This window comes from Chryseobacterium sp. GVT01B (assembly GCF_019970045.1).
Classification (GTDB): Bacteria; Bacteroidota; Bacteroidia; order Flavobacteriales; family Weeksellaceae; genus Chryseobacterium.
Window position 1 is genome coordinate 492,898 of record NZ_JAHXYI010000005.1, and the last position, 24,690, is coordinate 517,587.

Genomic DNA, 24,690 nt, shown 5'->3' on the forward strand with positions numbered 1-24,690 from the left:
TATTTACAAGCGCTTTTATCATCATATTTACGTTACATTAACTCCGAAAATATGCCCTACAAACGCTGTAATACCCATTGCAACGGTTCCCCAGAAACAGATCCTTAATACCGCTACTTTAATACTGGAACCTCCCGCTCTGGCAGAGATTGCACCCAAAAGCATTAAAAATATAATTGAAAATCCGTACTGAAAATATACCATTTCTTTAAGGGGTGCCAAAAGAGAAACGCTAAACGGCAATAAAGCACCCACCGCAAATGAACCGAAAGAAGCTATTGCTGCCTGTAAAGGTTTTGCCTGTGTTATTTCATTAATTCCTAATTCATCACGGGCGTGGGCTCCCAATGCATCATGCTCTGTAAGCTCAATGGCTACCTGCATCGCTGTTTCTTTGGTACAGCCGCGTTTTTCATATACTTTGGCCAGTTCTCTAAGTTCTATTTCCGGCATTTCTTCAAGTTCACGTTTTTCACGAAGTAAATCTGCTTTCTCTGTATCTTCCTGTGAGCTCACGGAAACATATTCTCCAGCAGCCATAGACATGGCACCTGCAATCATCCCTGCCAGTGCCGCAAGAATAATGATATACCGATCTGGTTCTGCGGCTGCAACCCCGATGACAATACTTGTAGTGGACAATAACCCGTCATTCGCACCCAATACAGCTGCCCGAAGCCAGCCTACTCTGTTTACATAATGTTTCTCCAACTGATGATGCATAGCTTGTTGTTTTGGTTGTATGCTAAAGTTACCAAATGTTTCATCAAGAATCATTTTAAATTATGTTCATTCTTACCTCAGATAAAGACCTCTTATGATCAGAAACAAAATTCTATCTGATGTATAAAATCAACTCATAGCATTCTGAAAATCAAATTAAAAAACACCGAAATACTTTCATTCGGTCCGGAAATTCCTATTTTCTTATCTTTGCAGGAATGAATTTATTATATATCAATTGGGATGTGAATCCCGAAATCGTCAATATTCTTGGATTTCCTTTAAAATATTACGGACTGCTATTTCTTGCAGGGCTGGTTTTATGTTTAAATATTTTAAAACGTATTTACAAAAAAGAAGGCCTTAGTTCACAGGCTCACGAAGCTTTATTTTCTTATGCTCTTATAGGAATTTTATTAGGTGCCAGACTTGGACACTGTCTTTTTTATGATTTTGATTATTATTCCCAGCATCCACTTGAAATCTTATTACCTATTCAAAAGGGATTGGACGGAAGTTATCATTTTACAGGATTTGCAGGACTTGCCAGTCATGGTGGTGGTATCGGATTGGTGATTATGCTTCTTATCTATGCGAGAAAATTTTCTATCCCGTTCATGACGGTTTTAGATGCAATAGCGATCGTACTTCCTTTGGGTGGTACTTTTATAAGACTTGCCAATCTGATGAATTCTGAAATCATAGGAGTTCCTACGGATGTTCCATGGGCCTTTATATTCCGTCAGGTAGATGATCTTCCAAGACATCCTGCCCAGCTTTACGAAGCGATATCTTATTTTATTATCTTCCTTTCTGTCTATTTTATTTACAGGAAAAACATATTTAAAATCGGAAGAGGGTTTTATTTCGGAATCAGTATTCTGTTGATCTTCATTATGAGAATTCTGATTGAGTTTATCAAGGTAGATCAGGTAGAATTCGAGCATGGAATGAGTCTGAATATGGGCCAGCTGTTAAGCATTCCTTTTGTTCTTCTCGGTTTATTCTTTATCATCAAAAGTATAATGGAAAAAGGAAAGGTAAAAACCACGTAATTCCTGATTCCTTCTAAAATAAAAACTCACTGAAAGCTGTTTTCAGTGAGTTTCTTTTTTAATGGATGCTCCAATAAATTATCTTGTTGTATATCCTCCGTTAGCAAAGATGGTCTGCCCGGTAATCCACCAGCCTTCTGTTACCAGAAATTCTACCAGCGGGGCGATATCTTTAATATCTGTAAGTCCTCCCAATGCTGATGCTGATTTATGATAAGCAACGGCATCATCTGCTTCCTGTCCATAGAAGAAAGGAGTATCCATTGGGCCAGGTGCTACAGCAGTTACAGAAATCCCTCTTGCTCCGAATTCTTTAGAAGCAGCTCTTGTAAAATGCTCTACGGGTGCTTTTGCTCCTGCATAAGTAGAATACAATCCGGTGTAAGCAGCCAGTAATGACGTGACAATAGTACAGATTTTCCCCTTATCGTTCAGTTTTTTACCAGCTTCCTGTAAAAAGAAGTAAGCCGATTTTGAATTGACATTGAACATGGTATCGTATTCTGCTTCTGTAGTCTCTGAAAATGGTTTTTTCAGTACCATTCCCACCGTATTGATCGCAATATCAATCCCTCCGAAGCGGAAAATCGCTTCATCAAAGAATTTTGTAATATTATCTACTTGGGTAAGGTCTCCCTGGAACAAAAAAGCTTCCGCTCCTAATGCCTGTACCTCAGCAAGGGTTTTCTCGCTATCTGCTCTTGAGCTTTCACTGTTGTAATGTATTGCCAGTTTTGCCCCTTTTGCTGCAAAATCTCTACTTAAAAGTCCTCCCAGGTTTTTACCTCCTCCGGCAATTAAAACAACTTTTCCTTTTACATTTTGTGTTGACATCGATTTTATTTTTAAATGTTAATGAAGCAAAGATGGATAATAAAAACGGTCTCAACATGGTGAAGTTTTCGGGAGTTTTATTTAAAAAAAGTATTATTCTGATTCTAATTTTAAATGAAGACAAAAACATTTATATTTTTTTATATAAACAATGTTTTTTAATAGAATGCTATTTACCAGCCAGATATGACCTGAAACATCCCTATTATATTAAACAAAGCTATATAATTCACTATTACGCATCAATTTTAGGCATAACATTTGATACTTTCACAGCCGTATTATACACCACTTCATTTTTATAATATATTTTTTTATAATCCTCAGTATTCTGAGGATTTTTTTATACACTTATTCTGACTCTCATTATCGTCTTACACTCAGACTATAAAGGCATCCTGACATATCAGCCGTAAAACCATTTCTGATAATCAATCATTTAAAACCGGATAATTCATTTTATTGTTGTATATTTGTACATTAAATAACCAAGTCAATACTTTGTTTTCTGTAACGACCCGAATATTTTTTATTCAGTCTTTGCTTTTTGAGCAGCCATATTTTAAACTTTTATTCTTCTACTAAGAACAATACTTGTCGGAATTTTAAAGCTCTGTATGATTGGGAAAATCTAAAACAGAAAACATAGCCAGGCTTTATAGGGGTCTAAAACAGACCAGATTGAACCAATTAATTTATAGAAACTAAATACTAAAAATAATTTATGGCAGATTCTTTTTCTAAAAAGGAAAATTTCAAGAAAAAAATTCAAAAGCAAAAAGAAAAGGCGCTAAGACGCGAAGAACGTAAAACGAACAACAACAAAGGAGCTGAGGATGTCTTCATGTATGTAGACGAATTCGGAAGATTAACTTCTACTCCACCTGAACAAAGACAGGAAGTAAACCTTGATGATATTCAACTGGGTGCTGCTCCTATTATTGAGGAAGATCCAAGAAAAACAGGAATTGTTACTTTCCTTAGTGAAAAAGGATACGGTTTCATCACTGAAGACAATTCTAAAGAAAATATCTTCTTCCACAACAACAACTGTGTAGAGCCGGTAAAAAAAGGAAACAAAGTATCTTTCGAAAAAGAGAAGTCTCCTAAAGGATTCTCCGCTGTTGAAATTCAGATTGTTAAATAATATGTACTTATAAAATGTTTCTGCGGTACTAGCAGATTCGTTTTAAACCATATACAAAGAGACTGCCCTATTGGGACAGTCTCTTTTTTTGGAACATATAAAAAAAAGTTAACTCAACTTATATAAAGTTAGAATCTAACGCAATATCCTTTAATTATCTCAATTACCATTACGGGAATCCGTAGAACAGCATTAAAATATAAAAGAAGCTGCCTAAAAGACAGCTTCCTTCATCGTAAAAAAAAGTAAAAATTAATCCAGTTTCCCACCCAGTGCTTTAAACAGCAGGACGTTATTTCTGGTATTCTGGTGCTGGAATTGTAATAAATCCAGTTCAGCAGTCAGTTTGCTTTTCTGAGAGTTGATCAGCTCAAAATAATTGGCATATCCTGTCAGATAGAGATCGTTGGAAACCTCTACGCCGCGGTCCAGGAAGCCTACTTCTTCTGATTTCAGTTTCAAAACCCGTTCATAGATCTTAGTCTGTTTAAGGATCGACTGAAGCTCGTTAAAAGCAGTCGTAATACTTTTCTGGTAGTTCAAAAAAGCAATTTCCTGCTCTTTACTCGCTACTTTGAATTCATACTTCAATTGTCCTTTATTAAAAACAGGTACCATCAATCCACCCAACAATTGCCCAGCCAATGAACTTGGTTTAAAGAATGTCTCTACAGAAAAAGAATTGAGTCCGAAACCTGCACCAAGATCAATCTTAGGATAAAAAGCAGCTCTCGCAGCCTTTGCATCAGCCTGGGAAGCTTCTAAAACATAATAATTGGCCGCTACATCAGGTCTGGAATGGATAACTCCTTCTACATTAATTGTTTTATTTAAAACTTCCATATTGGTAGGCATCAATATTTTTCCGCGTTTTACCTCTCCGCCATAGCTTCCTGTCAACGTAGTAATAGCCTGTTCCACTGTAACGATTTCTACTCTGATATGTTCAATCTCTGCCAGCCAGTTGTTATTCTGTGCTTTGAACTGCTGTACCGCCAATTCTGTAGCTTTTCCAACCTCACGTTGTGCCAGAACAATTTCAAATGCTCTTTGCTGAAGGTTGTAGTTCTTCTGGTAAATGGCAAGACGGTTATCTAAAGCCACCAGCTGGTAATATAGATTGGCAATATCCGTGAAAAGTTCTACCTGTAATAATCTCAATCCTTCTGTGGAAGCCAGATATTTCTTCTGAGCGGCAATCTTTTTATTTTTCAACTTGCCCCATGCATCAATTTCCCAGCTGCTTCTTGCACCCAGCCAGTAATTAGGGGTAAAATCCCTGTTAATTTTCTGGTTTTCTGTAATATTAGGAGAAAGGTTGGTATCATAGTTTCCTACTCCTTCCATTGTATATTTTCCATATCGGTCGCCGGAAGCCTGTACTCCCACTTCAAGGGAAGGCAGTAAATCCATTTTTGATCTTTGAAGGAAACTATTGGCAATCTCCACTCTTTGCTGCGCAATCTGGAAATCCGGATTTGCCTGTACTACTTTATCAAAAAGCTCAAGCAGATGTGGATCTGTAAAGTAAGCCTTCAGATTGATCTGCTGAAATTCATCCGAAGTTTTATTTTTATCCGTTTTGATGATTTCATTGGGTAGCTCCTGCGCCTTTTTCAGCTCGGTTACTTTAGGAACCGCACATGAAACCAAACTCAGTGAAGCAATTCCGTATATTATATTTCTATGATTTAATCTTTTCATCTTTCTTCTTATTTTCAAGTTTTGCAAAGAATATATACAGTCCCGGAATCACTACCAATCCGAAGATAGTTCCTATCAACATACCTCCCGCCGCGGCTGTACCAATGGAACGGTTACCTATTGCTCCCGCTCCTGATGCAATACATAATGGAATAAGTCCTGCCACGAATGCAAAAGAGGTCATCAGGATAGGTCTCAGACGTTGTCTTGCTCCTTCAATTGATGCCGGAATGATATCGTATCCCTGTTTATTTCTTGCTACTGCAAATTCTACAATCAGAATGGCATTTTTAGCCAAAAGCCCAATCAACATGACCAATGCTACCTGTGCATAAATATTATTATCCAATCCCGCCAGCACCAATGCGATATAGGAACCGAAGATCCCCGTTGGAAGGCTTAATAATACAGGCATAGGAAGAAGGAAACTTTCGTATTGTGCAGCCAGTAAAAGATAGACGAATAAAAGGCAGATCGCGAAAATGTAAATAGTCTGGTTTCCAGATAAGATTTCTTCTCTCGTCATCCCTGACCATTCAACATCAAATCCTCTCGGCAGTGTTTCTTTGGCAACACGCTCTACGGCAGCAATGGCATCTCCCGAGCTGTAACCGTCTGCAGGCTCTCCATTAATCATCGCAGACATATACATATTGTACCTCGTCAGTACTTCGGGGCCGTACACTTTTTCAATAGTGATGAAGGTAGAGAACGGAACCATTTCGCCTTTATCATTTTTTAAATATAAATTCAGAATGCTTTCAGGGGTATCTCTATGCTCCGGACTCGCCTGTACCATCACTTTATACATCTGGCTGAAACGAATAAAATTCGTGGCATAATAGGATCCCAGCATTGTCTGTAATGTAGACATCGCATTGTCTACTGAAACTCCTTTCTTCGCTGCCATATCGTAATCCACATTGATCATATATTGCGGGAAAGTAGCATCAAAACTGGTAAAACTGTTCTGTAATTCAGGAGCTTCATTCAGTTTTTTAACGAAATCCTTCGTAATCTTATCTGTATTCTCAATGGTTCCTCCGGTTCTATCGAGCAAACGCAATTCAAAGCCGCTGGTATTACCGAATCCGGGAACTGTGGGCGGTGCAAAGATCTCAATCTGGGCATCAGCTATGCTTTTTGTTTTGTCAGAAAGCTCTGTGATCAGATCGTTCACAGAAATATTTCTTTCTTTCCAGTCTTTAAGGTTGATCATCGCCATTCCGTATGATGAGCCTGCGATTTCCGTTACAATACTGTAGCCTGCAAGTGTGGTCACATTTTCAACTCCTTTAATCTTCTTGGCAATAACAGTGACTTCATCCAGTACTTTTTCAGTTCTTTCTACCGTTGCTCCTTGTGGAGTGGTCACACTTACATATACCATTCCCTGATCTTCCATGGGAATAAATCCAGTTGGCAGGAATTTGCTGGTCACAAAAGTCAATCCAACAAATAAAAACAACAGTCCGAAAGTAACCGTAGTTCTTGTCGCAAATTTTGATAAAATACCTACATAGCCATTGGTCAGTCTTTCAAAACCTGTATTGAAACTCTGGAAAGCCCTGTCAATAATTGTTTTCTTCTTATTGTGGTCATGAGGTTTTAAAATAATAGCACAAAGCGCCGGGGTAAGCGTCAATGCATTCACTCCGGAAATCACAATACTGATTGCCAGTGTCAATGAAAACTGACGGTAAAATACACCTACCGGACCATCCAGGAACGCTACAGGAATAAATACGGCTGACATTACAATCGTAATCGCTACGACGGCTCCTGCAATTTCTTTGGTGGCACTGATGGTGGCATCCATCGCATTCATTCCTTCTTCCATTTTCACGTGAACGGCTTCCACGACGACAATGGCATTATCAACCACAATACCGATGGCAAGAACCAATGCAAACAATGTTAAAAGGTTGACAGAGAAATCCAGCATATTCATGAAGGCAAAAGTCCCTACCAATGCTACAGGTACAGCTAATACAGGAATTAAAGTGGAACGCCAGTCCTGAAGGAAGATAAATACCACAATTCCTACGAGAATAAAGGCTTCGATAAGAGTTGTCAGTACAGCACTGATGGAAGCATCCAGGAATCTGGAAACATCATAAGCCATGTTGTACTCCATTCCGGGTGGGAAGGATGTGACTTTTAATTCTTCCATTTTTGCCTTTACGCTTTCAATAACTTCGGAAGCGTTGGAACCAGGACGCTGTTTCATCATGATGGATGCAGAGGGTCTTCCGTCTGTTTTGGAAACCATTCCGTAGTTCATCGCTCCGAATTCAACTTTAGCAATATCCTTAAGCTTTAAAATAGTTCCGTCAACATCAGATCTGATGGGAACTTCTTCATATTGTTTAGGCTCAAAAAACTTCCCTTTATATTTGATAACATATTGAAGCTGGCTGGAAGTTTTCCCTGATGTTTCTCCTACTTTTCCGGGTGCTGCGGAAATATTCTGTTTTTGTAGTGAAGTAATCACTTCATCCGCAGAGATATTGTAAGCGGCCATTTTCTGTGGGTCCAGCCATACTCTCATCGAATATTCTTTCTGCCCCATAATCTCGGCACGCCCCACTCCATCAATCCGTTTCAACTCCTGAAGGATATTAATATCTGTAAAGTTATAGATGAATTGCTCATCCTGGCTTGGGTCTATACTCGTGATATTAAGATACATCAGCATACTGTTCACCTCTTTTTCAGTGGTAACTCCGGCCCTGATCACCTCTTCAGGAAGCTCATCAAGAATAGTTGTCACCCTGTTCTGAACATTTACTGCTGCTACGTCAGGGTCTGTTCCTACTTCAAAGAACACCTGAATAAGAGTAAGACCGTCATTGGAAGTAACCGTAGACATATACGTCATTCCCGGAACTCCATTGATTGCCCTTTCGAGAGGAAGAGCTACCGCATTGGCAGATACTTCGGCATTCGCTCCTGTATATTTTGCCGTAACGGTTACTGAAGGTGGTACGATGTCTGGAAACTGGGTAATAGGCATCTTTAATAAAGCCATTATTCCCAGCAGTACAAATAATATGGAAATAACCAACGAAAGAACCTTTCGTCTTATAAACATTTCTACCATAGTAAATAGATTTAAAGATTATGAAAGGTTAATACTTCTTTTTGATTTTGATAATATCACCGTCTTTTAAAGACTGAGTTCCTTCATAAATGATTAAATCTCCTTTCTTAAGGCCGTTTTCTACCATATAAGAATCCCTTAAGGTAGTTCCGATCTTAATGCTGGTCATTTTCACTTTATTCTGTTTATCCACTACAAAAACATAGGTCTTATCCTGAATGGAAAAGGTTGATTTTTGTGGGATAAGAATTGCGTTATTCTGTTGCTCAGAAATAATAAGCTTTCCGGAAGTACCGTGTTTGATCAGACGGTCCGGATTCGGGAACAGTACTTTATAACGGATGGAACCTGTAGCTCTGTCGATTTCCCCTTCAGCGGTTTTCAAAGCTCCGTTGAACTGGTAATTGACTCCGTTCGGCAGTGTCAGTTCTATCTTTTGGTGACTTCCGATCTTATCGTTAGCCAAAAGCTCAAAATATAGATTTTCAGGGATTGAGAAATACGCATATACTTCATTCAGCTGAGACAGCGTAGTCAGCAACGTACCGTTTTCTACCAAACTTCCGTCTTTATGAGGAATCACATCAATTACCCCATCAAAAGGTGCCGTGATTCTTGTAAAGCTTATTTTCTGAAGAACTGTTCTCTTTTCCGCATCGGCGAAAGCATGTTTTGCTTTAGCAGAAGACAGCTTTGCCTTCACCATTTCCAGCTCGTTGTTGGCCACAAATTTTTTAGCATGAAGACTCTGAATCTGTTTCAGTTCTACTTCTGCAATACGAACATCAGCTTCAGTCTGCTTTAATGCCGCATTGGCTTTCAGAAGTTCCATCTGCAGCTCGGCATCATTGATTTTAAATAAAGCCTGCCCCTGATGTACAAATTGTCCCTCATTTACATAGATATGCTGTATAATACCTCCGATTCTGGAACGCATCTCAACATTCTTTTTAGCCTGGATATCAGTGACAAACTGGTTGCTCACCAATGTATCTTTTTCTTTGATTTCCAGTACTGGAACTTCTTTGTCTTTTTTATTATTTTTCTCCTTGTCTTTACTGCATGACACAGCGAATAATGTTGCCAAAAGGCAAATTATTACAGTTTTAAAATACATTTTTAAATGTTTAAGTTATAAAATTTCGTTAAAGCAATTTGATTTTCAATAACTTAAATCTAGTACAACTGGAGGAGATGGAGAAAGGATTTGACTCCACAAATAGTAGATACAGCAATCTCCGGAAGGGTGATTTTCGGAATAACTTTTAAAATTCCTGAAAAATCTGCAATTGCAGAATCGCTTTTTTTGACGGAATGTTTTACAATTTTAGCAGCAGCAGGCAATGCATGCGTGTTCATATCTGCCTCTTCGTAAACATCCAGAACATGAATGTTAGTAACAGGAGGAACATGAGGAATATTCCGCAATGATTTTTCTGCCCAATTCGAATTGAAAAGGGTAAAAACCAGCATGATATAAAATAAGAAAAATGACCTCAGACCTGCCATGTCAACCAGAACACATTAGTTTTTTAGTAAAAACGATAACGCTGCAAAAATAGGGATTTCTATTGGGAAATACGGTCATTGAACTGTTAAAAAAACTTAAACAATGGATGAATAATTCCATTATTTGGAATTTGGATTCCTACGGAATGACAAATACAACGTATAAACTTAGCAGCCTGTTTGTTATTCCGCAGGAATCTAAAATAAGTCGTTAAAAGTTTTGGCTAAAGCCAGTTGAACTTTCATCTGTTATTAAACGGGCATGCTTTTATTGAATAATTTTTCTTACAGATTTTGCACATTAAGCTGATTATTTATTCTCAAGGCTTATCCACTCTGTTTGTCATTCCGTAGGAGTCTAAAATAAGTCATTAAAGATTTTGGCTAAAGCCGTTGAAGGGTTTATTTATCTGAACGGGCTAAAGCCCGTTCCTATTGAATGATTAAAATTGTATGACTAGAATAATTTACTAAGAACCCTGAAACGATAATCAAAGATATGTTCCAGTTTCTTTTTAACGAAAAGACGATGTGCAATTTCTCCTAAAAACCCCATCGGAAGTTCATAATCTATGGTATCTCTCATCAGAACGCCTTCTTCATTAGAAATAAATTCATGATGGTGATTCCATAGTTTGTACGGACCTTTCTTCTGAAAATCAATAAAGCTTTTTTGAAAATCAACGTGGGTGATCTCCGTCTGCCATTTCATTTTAATACCGAACAAAGGGGAAACATAATAGTCGATGAGCATTCCTTCATAGATTTCATCATCTTCCATTTCCGTCAATACAATAAAGCCCATGTCTTTCGGGGTAATTTCTGAAAGATTATTGGCTGAAGAAAAGAATTTCCAGGCGGTTTCTATATCACAATTGAGCTGTTGTTCGCGGAAAAGGGTATGTTTCATAAGGAGGAATCAGTTAACATGATTGTTATGAAAACAAAGGTATAACAAAGGTTTAATTATATATCCACATCAGTACAGGTTTCTTTGAGTACTGAATCATCGGATCAATTTCTTTCATAGCATTGTTGGAAACGGTAGGACAGCCCCATCCTTCGGGAGATCCTTTTGGAAAGACTTCGTCATCACTCATCATATCCCAGGAATGAAAGACAATAAACCTTTTTAAAGCATTACTGTTTGTTTCTTCAAAGCCGTGCATCAGGTATTTTATGTTGATTCCCCAGTCGCTGTACCCTCTTCCTTCAAGCTTATATTTTCCTAAGGATGAAAGGTGGCTTCCATCCTCATTACTGAATCCAGGATTTGCTTTAGAGTCATCTTTACTCCATGAATTGGAACCACAGCCATGACCAACCAGGTATTTTTTTGAGATTTTATTATTTTTAAAATCCCAGACAAAAAAACGATTCACTCCGGAATGGAGACTCATATCGATAAGGATACAGAAATCATTATTAAGATCCTTTGAATTGCAGAACCTCAATGCTTCTTCAGCTTTCATTTTAGTTCTGGAAAGGTCAGCATAAGGTTTCTTTTCGGCCACAGCAGGTATTTCAGCAGTATGCATGATACTGTTTTTTTTCTCCTGAGAACATGAACACAGCCAAAGCGCAATGAAAAACAGACAAATCCCTTTCATGAATTACTTATAGTGCTGAAAAATTCCGAAATCTGATGGAGTCCAAAGCGCAGCTTTCTGTCCTGCAGCTTTTAAAGCATTATTTGACCACGTATTGCAAGTATAAAGAAAACTATAAGTACCTTTTGCATCATAAAAGGCATCATTATCACTGTATACTGCGTTTGTAGGAATCAACATGAAGTTACCATTCTGATCTCTGTCAAATTTATCTTCTACAAATTTTACCAGGTTCTCATACTGGCTTCTGCTGATCATAATCATTTTACAGTCATCTCCTTCTTTCATCGTATTATAATAAGTACAGTGCATTGCAGAATCACTTAGCCAGAATGCAGCTTTCACAGCGGTTGAAAATTTCAGATCTGCCCAGGTAGGTGTATCAAGATAGAATCCTTTGTCGCCCCAGCCTATTCCGATGTACTGATAATCTGTTTTTTTTGATTTTGTATTGGCAAAAGGAATTTTCAGGCTCCAGTCCTGCAGATCATTTTTTACAGGCATTACTATATCTGTATGCACTCCATTGGTATAGATATAAATCGGAATTTCTTTCTTCTGTCCATCATCTTTAGCCGAAACCGGAATATAGGGAATCAGCAATCCGAGAATTACATAAATCACTACAATTCCTAAAATAATTCCTACCACTTTCAGGAGATACATTAATATAGTTTTCACAGTCATGTTTTAATAAAATTTAATCTTTATTTTTTAGTAAAAGTATTTGTTTTAATCGAAAAATTAGCTATATTTAGTTACGAAATATTCACAAATATGCGTAAAACTATCAAATCCCAAAAAAGGTTTAAAGTAAGAGTAAAAACTGCTCCTAAAAGAATACAAAAAAAACGTTGATTTTCGGTGAGATTCTGATCTCCTGAAAATCAATTTTTCTTTATAGGAAAGGTTTTTCAAGTAACTTATTGGTATAAATCTTTACCTCCTTAGAGCCAAAAATTTAAGGAATGGTCGATTATCAGCTCTGGTTTGGAACTACAAAAAATTCCAAAGGAGGGATTGTCACCAAAAGTTCCGGTAAAAATCAATCAGAAGATCTCTGTAAAAACTCAATATTTCTCTTCAAACCTGCAAATTTGGTCCTTTTTACGGGGGACTTTCTGAAGATTTCCGAGAAAATTTCCTGGGTAATTTCTTTCCATTCTCCTTTTTTGAAGTTTTTCAAAGCTTCATTGGGCTGGAAACGGCTTTGTTTGTTAGGTGCTGAAAAACGGTTCCATGGGCAGACGTCCTGGCAGATATCACAGCCGAACATCCAGTCTTCCATTTTATCTTTAAAGTAATCAGGAATTTCATTTTTGAGCTCGATGGTTGCATAAGAAATACAACGGCTTCCATCGATAATTTTTTCAGATACAATAGCATCTGTAGGGCATGCATCAATACATTTTCTGCAGCTTCCGCAATGGTCTGTAGTGGCATGATCGGCAATCAGTTCTAAATCACAGATAATTTCAGCCAGAAAATAAAAAGAACCGCTTTGCTTGGTAATGAGGTTTGCATTTTTTCCTACCCAGCCAATTCCGGATTTTCTCGCCCAACTTCTTTCCATAATGGGTGCAGAATCTACAAAAACACGGAACCCGAACTCCCCTATTTCTTCCTGCAGCTCTGCAACCATCTCCCGGAGAATCTCTTTGATTACTTCATGATAATCTTCTGCATAGGCATATTTTGAGATTTTGTAATTTTCTAAAATTGAAATTTTTTCCTCGGGAAAGTAGTTGTATGAAAGTGAAATGACAGATTTGGAGCCCTCAACCAAAAGTCGGGGATCAAGTCTTTTATCGAAATGATTTTCCATGTACTTCATTTCGCCGTTATAATTGTTCTTCAGCCACTTTTCAAGATGAGGAGCATCTTCTTCCAAGAAATCAGCTTTAGAAATGCCACAACTCTGGAATCCAAAACTTTTTGCTTTGGACTTGATCAGTTGGGAATATTTTTCAGCGCCTGCATTCATAATTTCACACTGCAAAATTAAGATTATTTTATCAATCTTCAGATTTCTGTGGAGCTTCGTCCGAACTCCTGTTTCTATCCTGTTTCTTTTCTGAAAAATTATGTTTTAATTAGGATTTTTTTCAAAAAAAAATTGCGTAATTTCGTTTCTAATTTAATGTTTAAACCCAACAACTATGTCTTTAATAGAAGTAATACAATCCGGAAACTATGAATTAATAGACGTTCGTGAGCCAATGGAGCTTGAAATGGACGGTAATATAGATGGTGCTAAGAATATTCCTCTTGGTGAAGTAGAAGATAGACAGGATGAGATTCTATCTGTTGAAAAGCCTGTGATCTTATTCTGCAGAAGTGGAAACAGAAGCGGAAAGGCATTGGATTATCTTAATGCTCAAGGATTAAAGGACGGTTATAACGGCGGAGGCTGGGCTGAGCTGAAGGCTGTTCTGGAAGCAAATCAGGGAACTTTTTAAAAGTTCCTTTTTTTATCCCTTATTTCTATGAATCTGAAAAATCAATTTGACAAGCTTTGTTCTTTGTTTACAGAAGATGAGCAATTGATTAACAATCTTTGGAAGGAGATTGAAACTAAATATTCTGAAAAGGGAAGACATTATCACAATCTTCTTCATCTTGAAAACATGTTCAGTGAACTTGAAGCGGTGAAAAGTAATATCTCAGATTTTACGGCTATTTCTTTTTCAGTTTTTTACCATGACGTTATCTACGATGCAACTTCCAAAATTAACGAAGAGAAAAGTGCGGCCAAAGCAGAAAAAAGGCTTGCCGAACTTCATTTAGATAAGAATAACATTTCAATTATTTCGGAACAGATTCTTGCCACAAAATCACACCTGAAGTCTGATCATGAGGACACCAATTATCTTTTAGATGCTGATCTTTCTGTGTTGGGAAAAGATTTTAAAACCTATTTGGAGTACACTAAGAATATAAGGAAGGAGTATTCTATTTATCCTGATTTTCTTTATAAACCGGGACGAAAAAAGGTACTCAAACATTTTCTGGAACTTGAAAGCATCTTTAAAACAGATCATTTTAAGGAGAAATATGAAGCCCAGGCAAAGGAAAATATTGCTGAAGAACTTCAGTTACTTTAATTCAATAGTATATCTTTAAGCTTTCCCATTTGAAAAAGACATCCTGATTACAAGATGTCTTATCAATATTGCTACAGCTAATTCTCTATTAAAAAAATTTACTGATAAATTCTGTTGCTTTCTTCAATGCAAGTTCAGGAACTTCTTTATGCGGTGTATGCCCGATACCGGGAATAATATATTTTTCAGCATAACCATTTACCTGAGATACAGTTTTTTCAACCTGATCCAATGTTCCGTATTCGTCGGCTTCTCCTTGTATAAATAATAATGGAACTACGATATTTTTCAATAGATATTCAATATTCCAGGTTCTGTAGTCTTCACGTGTCCAGGTTTCCGTCCATGCTCTGAAAAGTGTTTCTACTTTATCCCCATGGTATTTCTGTAAGCGTTCCGGAAGATTGGTTGTTTTGTAAGCGTCCCAGGCATCATACACTCCTTTTAAAGTAACGTCTTCAACAAATATGTGTCCTGCTTCACAGATAACAGCTTTTACTCTTTCGGGATATTTGGCAGCGGTAATTAAGGCTATTGTTCCTCCATCGCTGTGTCCGAAAAGAATAGCGTTATCAATATTTAATTCAATCAATAAGTGATTCAACAGATCAGCTTCCAATTCCATATAATTTACCGGTCTTTCATGAGTAAGCATCGAATATGATTTTCCATAGCCCAGACGGTCATATGTCAGAGTGTTGCATTGTGTCGTTTCGGATAATTTGGCTGGAAAGTCTCTCCAAAGCTGCACTGAACCTAATGAATCATGCAGAAAAACAATGGTAGGTCTGCCTTCAAACGGATTACTGTGTTCTATATATAATTTTTTACCCTTTACATCAATTATTCTTCCCTCCATTGAATAAAATTATATTTAAAAAGTTGGCATTTTTACTTCTTCAAATTCTTTCAACAAATGATTGAAAACAGTTTCTACCGGGAGAACTTCATCAATCAGGGCAGAAACCTGGCCAATTTCCAGCTCGCCATCTTCCATATCTCCTTCAAACATTCCGCGTTTAGCTCTGGCTCTTCCCAATGAGGCAACCAAAGCCTCTTTATTTCTTCCGATCTGATAGATGTCTTCCAGTTCACTGAAAAATTTATTTTTAACCATTCTTACAGGTGCCAGCTCCTTCAAAGTAAGATGAGTGTCACCTTCCTGCAGTTCTGTGATTTTCTTTTTCCAGTTTTCATGGGCACTGGCTTCTGTAGTGGCAGCAAAGCGGGAACCGATTTGTACACCGTCTGCCCCAAGAATCATAGCAGCCTTAATTTGTGAACCTAAAGCAATTCCTCCTGCAGCAATTAACGGCTTAGAAATATGTTTTTTTACATTTGGAATCAGACAGAATGTTGTTGTTTCATCTCTTCCGTTATGTCCACCTGCTTCAAAACCTTCTGCAACAATAGCATCTACTCCGGCATCTTCACATTTTACAGCAAATTTGGTAGAGGAAACTACGTGAGCTACTTTTATTCCTTCTTTCTGAAGGGTTTCTGTATAAGTTTTCGGGTTACCTGCTGATGTAAATACAATCTTTACTCCTTCTTCAAGAATGATCTGAATGATTTCTTCAATATTAGGGTATAACATCGGTACATTTACACCGAAAGGTTTATCTGTAGCCTGTTTGCATTTCTGGATATTTTCTTTCAGGATATCAGGATACATACTTCCTGCTCCAATTAAGCCCAATCCACCGCAATTGGAAACCGCAGAAGCCAGTCTCCATCCGGAATGCCAGATCATACCTGCCTGAATAATGGGATATTTAATATTAAAAAGGGTTGAAATTCTATTTTGAGTTGCCTCCATATCATGAAGTTTTTTTGCAGCGTTAAAATCTATAAAATTGCTCATGTGTAAAAATACTAAAAACAAAGGTTTTCAAGAGAATATGCGGTAATATTTTCATTAAGAATTTGAATGCAGCTTAAAGCAATCATCTTAGATAAAAGGCATAAAAAAACCTTCAGAATTTCTGAAGGTTTTTTTTTATTTTGCCATGGATTGTTTCTTCCAGTTAGACTTAAAGCTACAACTGTCGTAACGTCCGTCAATAGAGATAAAAGTTGTCGGTAACTTAGAGTTGACAAACTTTTCAACCATTTCACTTTTCTTTTTATTCAATGCCATCTGCTTGATTCTGCTGAAGTCAGTTTCCAATGTAATCTGGTGAGAAGGAATCACATCTTCAATTTTAATGATCTTGATCTCCTTTCTCTTGTTTTCTTCATCTTCAAAAGCTGTAGTGATGTCTCCTTTGTTCAATCCTGCCAATTCGTAGCTGATTGTTCCCGGGATACTTTCTCTTTCAATTTTATCAGAACCATCTGCTCCAGGAATTACCCCTGCGTTGAATTTTGTTCTTTTATCATCTGAGAATTTAAAAGCAGCATCTTTAAATGTCATTTTACCATCCACGATAAGACCTCTGATACTGTCTAGTTTTGCTTTTGCAGTTTTAAGCTCATCATCAGTAGGTACTCCTTTTAGCAAGATGTGTCTTGCATCATACACTTTACCTGATCTTTTCAGCAACTGAATAATATGGAATCCGAATTCTGATTCAATAGGATCTGAAATTTCATTTTCCTGAAGGTTCAGTGCAGCAGCCTCGAATGGTTTCACCATCTGCCCTTTGTTGATATTTTTATATAATCCTCCGTTAGCAGCTGACCCTTCATCTTCAGAATAGATTCTTGCCTGGCTCTCAAAAGTTTCCCCTCCAAGAATATCCTGCTTGATCTTTTTCAATCTGTTGATAAGGTCTTGTTTGTGTGCTTCCGTTAAGGTAGGATAGATCATAATCTGAGCTAAAGTAACTTCGTCTTTTACCTGTGGCAACTGTGATTTATACATGTTATAGAAGTCAGTAACCTCATTTGGAGTTACGTCTGCTTTCTCAGTAACTCTCTGATATTTTGCCTGTCCGTAATACTGGTCAGTATCTATCTTTTCGATAGCATTTTTCATTTCATAAGCATTTCTGAACTTATACGCGGCAAGCAATGTTTTTTCATCCGGAAATTGAGAAAGCAACTGACGGTATTTTGCATTAGCCTGTTCTTTGATTGCTGCAGAACGGTTTTCAATTAAGGTATCTTTTTTTGCTTCATATACAAGAAGCTTGTTGCTGATAAGGTTTTCCAGGAACTCACATTTATCTGTGTTGGCAGCTCCCTGCTGTTTCCCATAATTCATTTGCTCAAGTACATCAGATTCCAAAACAATCTCATCCCCGATAACAGCTGCAATACCATCCACCAAATCTCCTTGTTTTAGCTGGGCATTCATCATATTTGAAGAGAATATCATGATGAAAATCCCAAGAAGAAAAGTGATTTTTAGTTTATTTGTCATTTTACTATTTTAACAAGTTGCAAATTTAGAATTCTTAACGAATTTCACTCAATTTTTTATTATAAATATTTCTTAAAAAGACTTATTTACTGCAGTTCAACATCAAAAGTCGTTAATTCTTTGAATTGTCTCAATCTGCTGAACATATCTGCTTCGCTTACCTCCTCTATTCTTTCTGTTCCGAACTTCTCTACAGTGAATGAAGCCATAGCAGATCCTACGATAAGAGCAGATTTCATTGTATCGAAATCTATTTTCTCTTTTTTAGCAAGATAAGCTGCAAAACCTCCTGCAAAAGTATCTCCAGCTCCTGTTGGATCGAAAACATCTTCCAGTGGAAGTGCCGGGATAGCAAATACTTTATTGTCATGGAAAAGCAAAGCTCCGTGCTCTCCTTTTTTGATGATGACATACTCAGGACCCATTGTGTGGATCTTTTTTGCTGCTTTTACTAAAGAATATTCTCCTGAAAGCTGTCTTGCTTCTTCGTCATTGATCGTGATTACATCTGTTTTCGCAATCATATCCATTAAGATATCCCATGCAGAATCCATCCAGAAGTTCATGGTATCAAGGATAACCAGTTTTGGACGGTTGTTCATTTTTTCAAGTACGGATAACTGAACTCCAGGGTGTAGGTTTCCAAGTAACAAAATTTCGGCATCCTGCATAGAATCCGGGATTTTCGGATCAAAATTCTCAAGTACATTTACTTCTGTAGCCAGAGTATCTCTTGTGTTCAGGTCATTGTGGTATTTTCCAGACCAGAAGAAAGTTTTTCCTTCTTTTACGATTTCAATTCCTTCGATATTTACATCTCTGTCTGTGAACATATCAAGATGTTCTTGTGGAAAGTCTCCTCCTACTACAGAAACAATTCCGGATTTAACGCCTAAAATTGATGAAGTGATTCCGATATAAGTGGCTGCACCTCCTAAAATTTTGTCCGTTTTACCAAATGGTGTTTCAATTGCATCAAATGCAACACTTCCTACAACTAAAAGTTTCATATATTTTTCAATGTATATTAAAAGTAATTATTTTTTCCATTCAAAAGAGTCCAGCATGTGTTTCATATCATTTTTGATATAGTTCACAGCAGGCGCAAGAGAATCCGGTTTCGGTCTCGTATTAAAGTATAAGTAAGCAGTAACGAAGTGTTTCGTACTGTCCGTAATGTAAAACTGAAGATTAGAAGCACTCTGCCCTTTCAGTTCATAGAAATTCCCGTATACTTTCTTTTCAGGGTATTCAAAGGATTTTGTATCTATAGAACTGGCTTTGATGGTATGTTCATATACCATTTTTTCAGCTTCTTTGATATGGTCTGCAAAGTCATTCTGTATAGGGTAATAGGTAACGAAAAGCTTTGCTTTCATTTTAGGGTAATTCACATAGAACCAGCAAGGTTTCTTAGCCGGTGCAATAGAAGCAAAGTCCGAGTACTCAAAGGTATAGGCACAATCGTTTTCAAACTTTTGGTATTTCGGTGCAGGATATTCAAGACGCAGTTCTCCATAAGGTTTTGGTGAAGGGTCTTTTCCACATGAAATTAAAAGCAGTGATACAAAAATAAAAATGACTTTTTTAATCATTTTGCAAAAGTACAAATTAGATTTCAGATTTAAGAAGACAAATTTCAGTCTTTCAGAGAGTTTTGAATGTAATTTTCCAAAGGCTTCGGAAACGATTTTTCGTGAGAGCCTTCAACATCTGTAATCAGGTATTGATTTTCAGCGATAAAATCATTCCATATCTTTTGTGAAGTAACCTCAACATTCAATATTTCAATGCTTAAATTCTTATGGGTAAGTTTATGAGCAACCGTCTTTGAACCCGTAATGAATGGTTCCATATCCGAAGAAATGGCTGCAGGAAACTCAAATAACTTCTTCCATATAAAATCATCTGCTCTCTGACGGATCAGAAACTTTCCGTTTCTGTGAACAAAATAATAGGTCAAAGCAAGATCTTCTGCTTTTACTTTTTTTGTTTTTACCGGATAATCTGAAATTTTCTGCATAGCAAATGCCAGACAGTCTTCATTGATGGGACATTCTGTGCAAAGTGGATTTTTAGGTTTACAGATTTCTGAGCCTATATCCATCATCGCCTGGTTAAAATCACCCACATTTTCCGGCATCACCAAAGCAGCCAGCTCAGAAAAATAGGTAAAAGCTCTTGAATTAGAAATATCAAAATTATCGGCAAAAAGACGGCTCAGAACACGATAAAAATTCCCGTCAACAGCAGGCATTTTCCCACCAAAACATATGCTTGAAACGGCTGCTGCTGTATATTTCCCGACTCCTTTAAGTTTTAAAATTTCTTCGTATTGTTCAGGAAAGACGCCCTGATAATCATTCATGATCTGCCGGGCAGCTTTATGGATATTGATCGCTCTGGAATAATAGCCTAATCCTTTCCAATATAACAGCACTTCATTTTCTTCAGCTTCTGCCAACGTTTTTACGTCTGGAAACCTTTTAATGAAATTATTATAATGATTCAATCCCTGATTGATTCTCGTCTGTTGAAATACAATTTCACAGATCCAGATTTTGTAGGGATCTTTTGTCTGTCTGAAAGGCAAATCTCTTGCATTATTGCTGTACCATCCCAGAATTTTGCTGCCAATGTGTAGAAAATCTGAATTTCTGCTATCCTTCTTCAAAAATTTTTGTTTTGCTTTTTATGTGATACCTCATGAACTTAGATTACGAAGTATTTTCAATTGGCAAAGATAAAATTTATTTATCAGCTTTCACAGAGTATACTGGGGCAGCTTTTAGCCACTGATAATTAAGGTTTCTGTCTTTCTTTAAAAAACGGTATCCTTCCAGATTCTTCAGGTAAACATACATGGAATCAGTGTTTTTTATCTTTAATTTATATTGGGATAAAAACAACATAGGCATTTCTACGGTGGAATCTCTTACTGTTTTTAATACTTTTCCAGATCTTACTTTGTAAAGGTAGAATGATTTACCACGGCCTTTTGAACTGTCTGCCAGCTTTACGTCTGAACTTGCAATGACCAGTTCACTGCCATCAAAGCATTCATCTTTATTCATGATGTATGCCTTTCCTTCCTGGCGTTCATCTGCAAAAAGATCATTTTCGTATTGGCCGGGACTTTGGTATTTTTTCTCACAGCTTATCAAAAGTACCATCAATATAGCGGGTAAGCCAATGATAAGTTTCTTATTCATATTAAATTTCATAGGTGTTGGTTGAAAAAAAACCGATGTAAAATTGCATCGGTTTTTGTTATATAAAGTACGTTGATGTTACTCCTGAGTATATTCTGCATCCCATTCGTTACCGTCATCTCCCTTGTGTCCGTCAAGTTTAATAACGAAACTTTTTGTAGGGAAATAAGGCGTCATACGGATATCCAGCCATACTCTGTCTTTGTTTACTCTATCCTGCTCGAAACGAACAATTTTGAATTTCTCGATCAATTTGTCCGGTCCTTTGATATTATCAAGGAAAGTTACAATCTGTCTTCTCAAATCGTCTTCGTTTTTAGCATTCCAGTTTTCAAAAGCTCTTCTGTTCAGGAAGTCAAGAAGTACTTTGGTTACGTAATCGAATACACGAACTACGGAATACGTCTGAAGACCGATATTGTCTCCTGTAAATAAGGTCTTCGCTGAGAAAGCCATAATTTTTCCGTACTCATTTACCATTGGTACAAGACCCATTTTTTCCAACTGAGAAATTTCACTTTTCTTCAGTTCGAATTTCACAGCGTCTACTTCGTTGATATTCCCGTGTTTTTTACCTGCTGCTACCTGAGACATCAGGGTTTTATGGATTTTTCCTGCTAGTGAAGTGGAAGGTGGAAGTTCTACGTTTTCTTCTTCACCTACTTCTTCAGCTTTACCACGTCCTACCAGCCAGTTACACGTCATAATAACGTTACTTCTGTGAAGTTCTCCTCCTGTAAGATTGGCAGAGTGGAATAAGTCTACTACGTCATCCGGCTTATCAAGGTTGGCGAAGTCTGTAACCATCATTACTTTGTTTTCGTTACAGATTTTTGCCCATTTCTCGATGACCTTATTGGATCCTAAATATCCTGGTATTGCAAGGATTGAATAGTTATCTCTAAGGTCAAGACGGTCGTAATAATTTTTGAATTCTTCTGAGATTGCATCAATGAACAAAGGATTATCCAGATCGGAAACCTGTTCAAGGCTTGCATTTACGATACTTACGTTATCCACTTTATCCAATTCTGTGTTTTTGTAGAATTGAGCTACTGTTCTATAGTTGGTTTCCAACAGACGAACGGCATCCAGTGTATTTTTTAAGTTTGTTTTTAGGTTTTGGTCGGCCTGTTGTGCTTTACTTTTGCATGTATCGGCCATTTTATCTGCAGATTCGCTTCCTTCTAAAAGGTTTACCCAAAGATTGATCTTCTGAAGAAGTTCTTTTCTTTCGTCTGCTTTATTGCTGTCATTCAGGAAGATTTCTTTTCTTGCCTTTCTTGTTGGGTTCATATTGGCAATACCGTCTACAACGGATTCAACAAAGCCAAATCCTCCCATTTTATTGAGCTCTGCAAGCGGGTTGCCTTTCGGTTGTCCCGAGTGCTGCTGCTGACCCTGCTGCTGGCTTTCTTGTGCCTGTAATTTGCTATCCATGATTTAATGTAAGTCTTTAATTATTTTTCAAGTTCTTGTGCCACTTCTTTCAATACCTCTACGAACGCTGCTCTTGTCTGATCGTTCTCCAGCATATTGCGTAGAATTTTGTTTGTTTTCAGCTGACGTACTATTTTATTGTACTGCTCCTGCTCCATGCTCAGCTGCTGCAGATAATCTGACTTCTGAGTAAGGCTTTTAGGGGTAAAGTCTCCAAGGTTTTGAAAACGGAATTCTTCTTCTACCATTCCTCCGTCTTCTGTTTCGTGTTGTACCGATATTGAAGGCTGAAAATGTTTGAAAACGTCTTCCACTGTTTTTAATCCTGTTACGATTTCAGGAGTATAAGACTCTTCTGTTGTAAGCTGGCTTACTATCAGTGATTTATTTTCCTGTATTTCCTGAATAGCTTCATTAGCGTCTACTTTTACTTCGTTTCCGCCAACACCATAATTAAACATTGCCATATTATTGTTATTTTGAGATTTCTTATTCTGGTTTGGATCTGTCTTTGAGTAATTTACAGATGAATCAAATAAATTACCAATCCAGTGTTTAAATTTAAAAAAAAACTGTAACATAAAAAATTTTACTAAGATTTTTCTTGGATCATCTAAATTTATCTACATTTATTCAACATAAAATCACCATATTACGATATCACTAAGCTATGAAAAAATAAATAAAAAAATTCAAGAAAAAATAAATAAAATTTTGTCCGCTCTGTTCTTATACAAAAGTATCCAATGAATGTTAAAATAAGGATTCCTCAATGATTACAAAAAAATCTTTATATTTAATCAAAGTGAACAGTGTCATGAAAGATGTAAAAATAGCGTTCAGAAAACCCATATTTCCAGTTTCAGAAGCATTACAGAAATATCTGGAAAAATATAACAGAACAACGCAGATCAGGTTTCTGTATGAAGACCTCCTAAGGTTTAGCGACAGTGTGAGCATTCTGGATAAAGACGGTAAAGATACTTTGTGGCTTGGGGTATTGTATCCTGAATATGAGTTTAAAGAAATAGAGGCTAATTTAAATAAGATTTACACTCTTCTCCATTCTGATGGGGATACTGCTACTCTGCCTTATCTGAAAGTGGATACGATTGACTTTTGTACCTTCGGAAATTCTAAACCGTTTCGGGTTCGGGTAAGAAATATACTTAACGATAATTATACTAATTTTTATATTAAACAGGCGGATGCTTCACGAATATTCGGACTGGAACTTGAGGATTTGCTTTCTCCCAACCGGATCAACTTTCTGGTTTACAAAAACACTTTGATTGAAGAGCATATTTTAGGAATTCCCGGTGATGTTTTTATTAAGAAACACCTGCACAACTGTACGGAACTGGAAAAGGCACAGATTTCCAAGGAATTTGTAAAATTCAATGAACGTTGTCTCATCGGGCTTCTTGGCGATATGAGATCTTATAATTATGTTGTAATTCCAATACATGATTTTGACCAGGTCATTTACAGAATTCGTCCCATCGATTTTGATCAGCAAACTTATGAGGGGAATCTGAAAGTTTACCTTCCGCAGTACTTCAAGGAAAACAGTCAAATGGTCAATATGGTACTGGAAAAACTGAAGCCAAGTTCTATAGAGCAATACCGTAAAGAAGTACGTTCGCAGATCGTAAAAAGAGTGACCAGCAGCAAAAACAGATTTGATGAACTTATTTCTATTATGAAAAAAGACAATATTGCACCGGAAGCCAATGTTACAGAACTAAAAACTGCTTTACAAAAACTCACCTACGATGTCAATTTCAAGTACTGTAAAAGCATGGGAGACATTATAGAAACCGGAATAAAGTTTGTTATCCGGAATTATAAGAAAGAATATTAAAAAAAAGAGAATCCGTCT

Annotated in this window: 24 protein-coding genes; 5 read left to right on the forward strand and 19 right to left on the reverse strand. The window is 37.1% G+C overall.

The annotated features are described in order from the left end of the window. Positions 1 to 27: 27 nt before the first annotated feature. The gene (locus tag LC457_RS14590; RefSeq protein WP_223600520.1) at positions 28 to 723 is read right to left on the reverse strand and encodes a VIT family protein; all 696 of its coding nucleotides are present in this window, start codon (positions 721 to 723) and stop codon (positions 28 to 30) included. A 218-nt stretch (positions 724 to 941) separates the two neighbouring features. On the opposite strand from LC457_RS14590, the gene lgt reads away from it, so the two are divergent. Then, positions 942 to 1,778, forward strand: coding sequence for a prolipoprotein diacylglyceryl transferase (gene lgt / locus LC457_RS14595; protein WP_223600521.1), 837 nt, complete (start codon positions 942 to 944; stop codon positions 1,776 to 1,778). Between the two features lie 78 nt (positions 1,779 to 1,856). On the opposite strand, the gene LC457_RS14600 is transcribed toward lgt, so the two are convergent. After that, positions 1,857 to 2,612: an SDR family oxidoreductase gene (locus tag LC457_RS14600; protein ID WP_223600522.1), complete on the reverse strand. Its 756-nt coding sequence runs from the start codon at positions 2,610 to 2,612 to the stop codon at positions 1,857 to 1,859. A 724-nt stretch (positions 2,613 to 3,336) separates the two neighbouring features. Here LC457_RS14600 and LC457_RS14605 point away from each other — a divergent pair. Further along, positions 3,337 to 3,759 (forward strand): cold shock domain-containing protein, encoded by a 423-nt coding sequence (locus tag LC457_RS14605; RefSeq protein ID WP_047420468.1) that lies wholly within the window; start codon positions 3,337 to 3,339, stop codon positions 3,757 to 3,759. A gap of 252 nt (positions 3,760 to 4,011) precedes the next feature. Here the strand turns inward: LC457_RS14605 and LC457_RS14610 are convergent, their stop codons facing one another. From LC457_RS14610 to queG, 8 genes are all read right to left on the reverse strand, one after another. Continuing rightward, complete coding sequence (locus tag LC457_RS14610; protein ID WP_223600523.1) at positions 4,012 to 5,463, reverse strand: TolC family protein; 1,452 nt, start codon at positions 5,461 to 5,463, stop codon at positions 4,012 to 4,014. Further along, positions 5,444 to 8,566 (reverse strand): efflux RND transporter permease subunit, encoded by a 3,123-nt coding sequence (locus LC457_RS14615; RefSeq protein ID WP_223600524.1) that lies wholly within the window; start codon positions 8,564 to 8,566, stop codon positions 5,444 to 5,446. The genes LC457_RS14610 and LC457_RS14615 overlap by 20 nt, the downstream gene beginning before the upstream one ends. Before the next feature lie 28 nt (positions 8,567 to 8,594). Continuing rightward, on the reverse strand, positions 8,595 to 9,683 hold the full coding sequence (locus LC457_RS14620) for an efflux RND transporter periplasmic adaptor subunit (protein WP_374200549.1): 1,089 nt from the start codon (positions 9,681 to 9,683) through the stop codon (positions 8,595 to 8,597). A gap of 59 nt (positions 9,684 to 9,742) precedes the next feature. Continuing rightward, positions 9,743 to 10,039 (reverse strand): hypothetical protein, encoded by a 297-nt coding sequence (locus tag LC457_RS14625; protein WP_223600526.1) that lies wholly within the window; start codon positions 10,037 to 10,039, stop codon positions 9,743 to 9,745. Between the two features lie 493 nt (positions 10,040 to 10,532). Further along, positions 10,533 to 10,985: an SRPBCC family protein gene (locus LC457_RS14630; protein ID WP_223600527.1), complete on the reverse strand. Its 453-nt coding sequence runs from the start codon at positions 10,983 to 10,985 to the stop codon at positions 10,533 to 10,535. Positions 10,986 to 11,037: 52 nt separating this feature from the next. Then, positions 11,038 to 11,685, reverse strand: a complete 648-nt coding sequence (locus LC457_RS14635) for a murein L,D-transpeptidase catalytic domain-containing protein (RefSeq protein ID WP_223600528.1) — start codon at positions 11,683 to 11,685, stop codon at positions 11,038 to 11,040. Between the two features lie 3 nt (positions 11,686 to 11,688). Next, entirely contained in the window at positions 11,689 to 12,372 is a 684-nt protein-coding gene (locus LC457_RS14640) for a TIGR02117 family protein (protein WP_223600529.1), read from the reverse strand. 358 nt (positions 12,373 to 12,730) lie between these two features. Further along, positions 12,731 to 13,669: a tRNA epoxyqueuosine(34) reductase QueG gene (queG, locus tag LC457_RS14645; RefSeq protein WP_223600530.1), complete on the reverse strand. Its 939-nt coding sequence runs from the start codon at positions 13,667 to 13,669 to the stop codon at positions 12,731 to 12,733. A gap of 175 nt (positions 13,670 to 13,844) precedes the next feature. Between queG and LC457_RS14650 the strand changes: the two genes are divergently transcribed. Beyond that, complete coding sequence (locus LC457_RS14650) at positions 13,845 to 14,144, forward strand: rhodanese-like domain-containing protein (protein WP_047420452.1); 300 nt, start codon at positions 13,845 to 13,847, stop codon at positions 14,142 to 14,144. A gap of 27 nt (positions 14,145 to 14,171) precedes the next feature. Then, positions 14,172 to 14,789, forward strand: a complete 618-nt coding sequence (locus LC457_RS14655) for a hypothetical protein (protein WP_223600531.1) — start codon at positions 14,172 to 14,174, stop codon at positions 14,787 to 14,789. Positions 14,790 to 14,877: 88 nt separating this feature from the next. Here LC457_RS14655 and LC457_RS14660 read toward each other — a convergent pair whose 3' ends face one another. From LC457_RS14660 to LC457_RS14700, 9 genes are all read right to left on the reverse strand, one after another. Then, positions 14,878 to 15,648 (reverse strand): alpha/beta fold hydrolase, encoded by a 771-nt coding sequence (locus tag LC457_RS14660; protein ID WP_223600532.1) that lies wholly within the window; start codon positions 15,646 to 15,648, stop codon positions 14,878 to 14,880. Positions 15,649 to 15,663: 15 nt separating this feature from the next. Continuing rightward, on the reverse strand, positions 15,664 to 16,608 hold the full coding sequence (locus tag LC457_RS14665; RefSeq protein WP_223600571.1) for a nitronate monooxygenase family protein: 945 nt from the start codon (positions 16,606 to 16,608) through the stop codon (positions 15,664 to 15,666). Positions 16,609 to 16,788: 180 nt separating this feature from the next. Beyond that, the gene (locus tag LC457_RS14670; RefSeq protein ID WP_223600533.1) at positions 16,789 to 18,156 is read right to left on the reverse strand and encodes a peptidylprolyl isomerase; all 1,368 of its coding nucleotides are present in this window, start codon (positions 18,154 to 18,156) and stop codon (positions 16,789 to 16,791) included. Positions 18,157 to 18,242: 86 nt separating this feature from the next. Beyond that, complete coding sequence (locus LC457_RS14675) at positions 18,243 to 19,166, reverse strand: PfkB family carbohydrate kinase (RefSeq protein WP_142718965.1); 924 nt, start codon at positions 19,164 to 19,166, stop codon at positions 18,243 to 18,245. Between the two features lie 27 nt (positions 19,167 to 19,193). Continuing rightward, positions 19,194 to 19,751, reverse strand: coding sequence for a gliding motility lipoprotein GldD (gene gldD / locus LC457_RS14680; protein WP_223600534.1), 558 nt, complete (start codon positions 19,749 to 19,751; stop codon positions 19,194 to 19,196). A 44-nt stretch (positions 19,752 to 19,795) separates the two neighbouring features. Further along, entirely contained in the window at positions 19,796 to 20,830 is a 1,035-nt protein-coding gene (gene mutY / locus LC457_RS14685; RefSeq protein WP_223600535.1) for an A/G-specific adenine glycosylase, read from the reverse strand. A gap of 76 nt (positions 20,831 to 20,906) precedes the next feature. Continuing rightward, complete coding sequence (locus LC457_RS14690; RefSeq protein ID WP_223600536.1) at positions 20,907 to 21,368, reverse strand: hypothetical protein; 462 nt, start codon at positions 21,366 to 21,368, stop codon at positions 20,907 to 20,909. A gap of 78 nt (positions 21,369 to 21,446) precedes the next feature. Then, entirely contained in the window at positions 21,447 to 22,808 is a 1,362-nt protein-coding gene (locus tag LC457_RS14695; protein WP_105703168.1) for a DUF5458 family protein, read from the reverse strand. 20 nt (positions 22,809 to 22,828) lie between these two features. After that, entirely contained in the window at positions 22,829 to 23,275 is a 447-nt protein-coding gene (locus LC457_RS14700) for a type VI secretion system contractile sheath small subunit (RefSeq protein ID WP_223600537.1), read from the reverse strand. 350 nt (positions 23,276 to 23,625) lie between these two features. On the opposite strand from LC457_RS14700, the gene LC457_RS14705 reads away from it, so the two are divergent. Further along, on the forward strand, positions 23,626 to 24,672 hold the full coding sequence (locus LC457_RS14705) for a hypothetical protein (protein WP_223600572.1): 1,047 nt from the start codon (positions 23,626 to 23,628) through the stop codon (positions 24,670 to 24,672). Positions 24,673 to 24,690 lie beyond the last annotated feature (18 nt).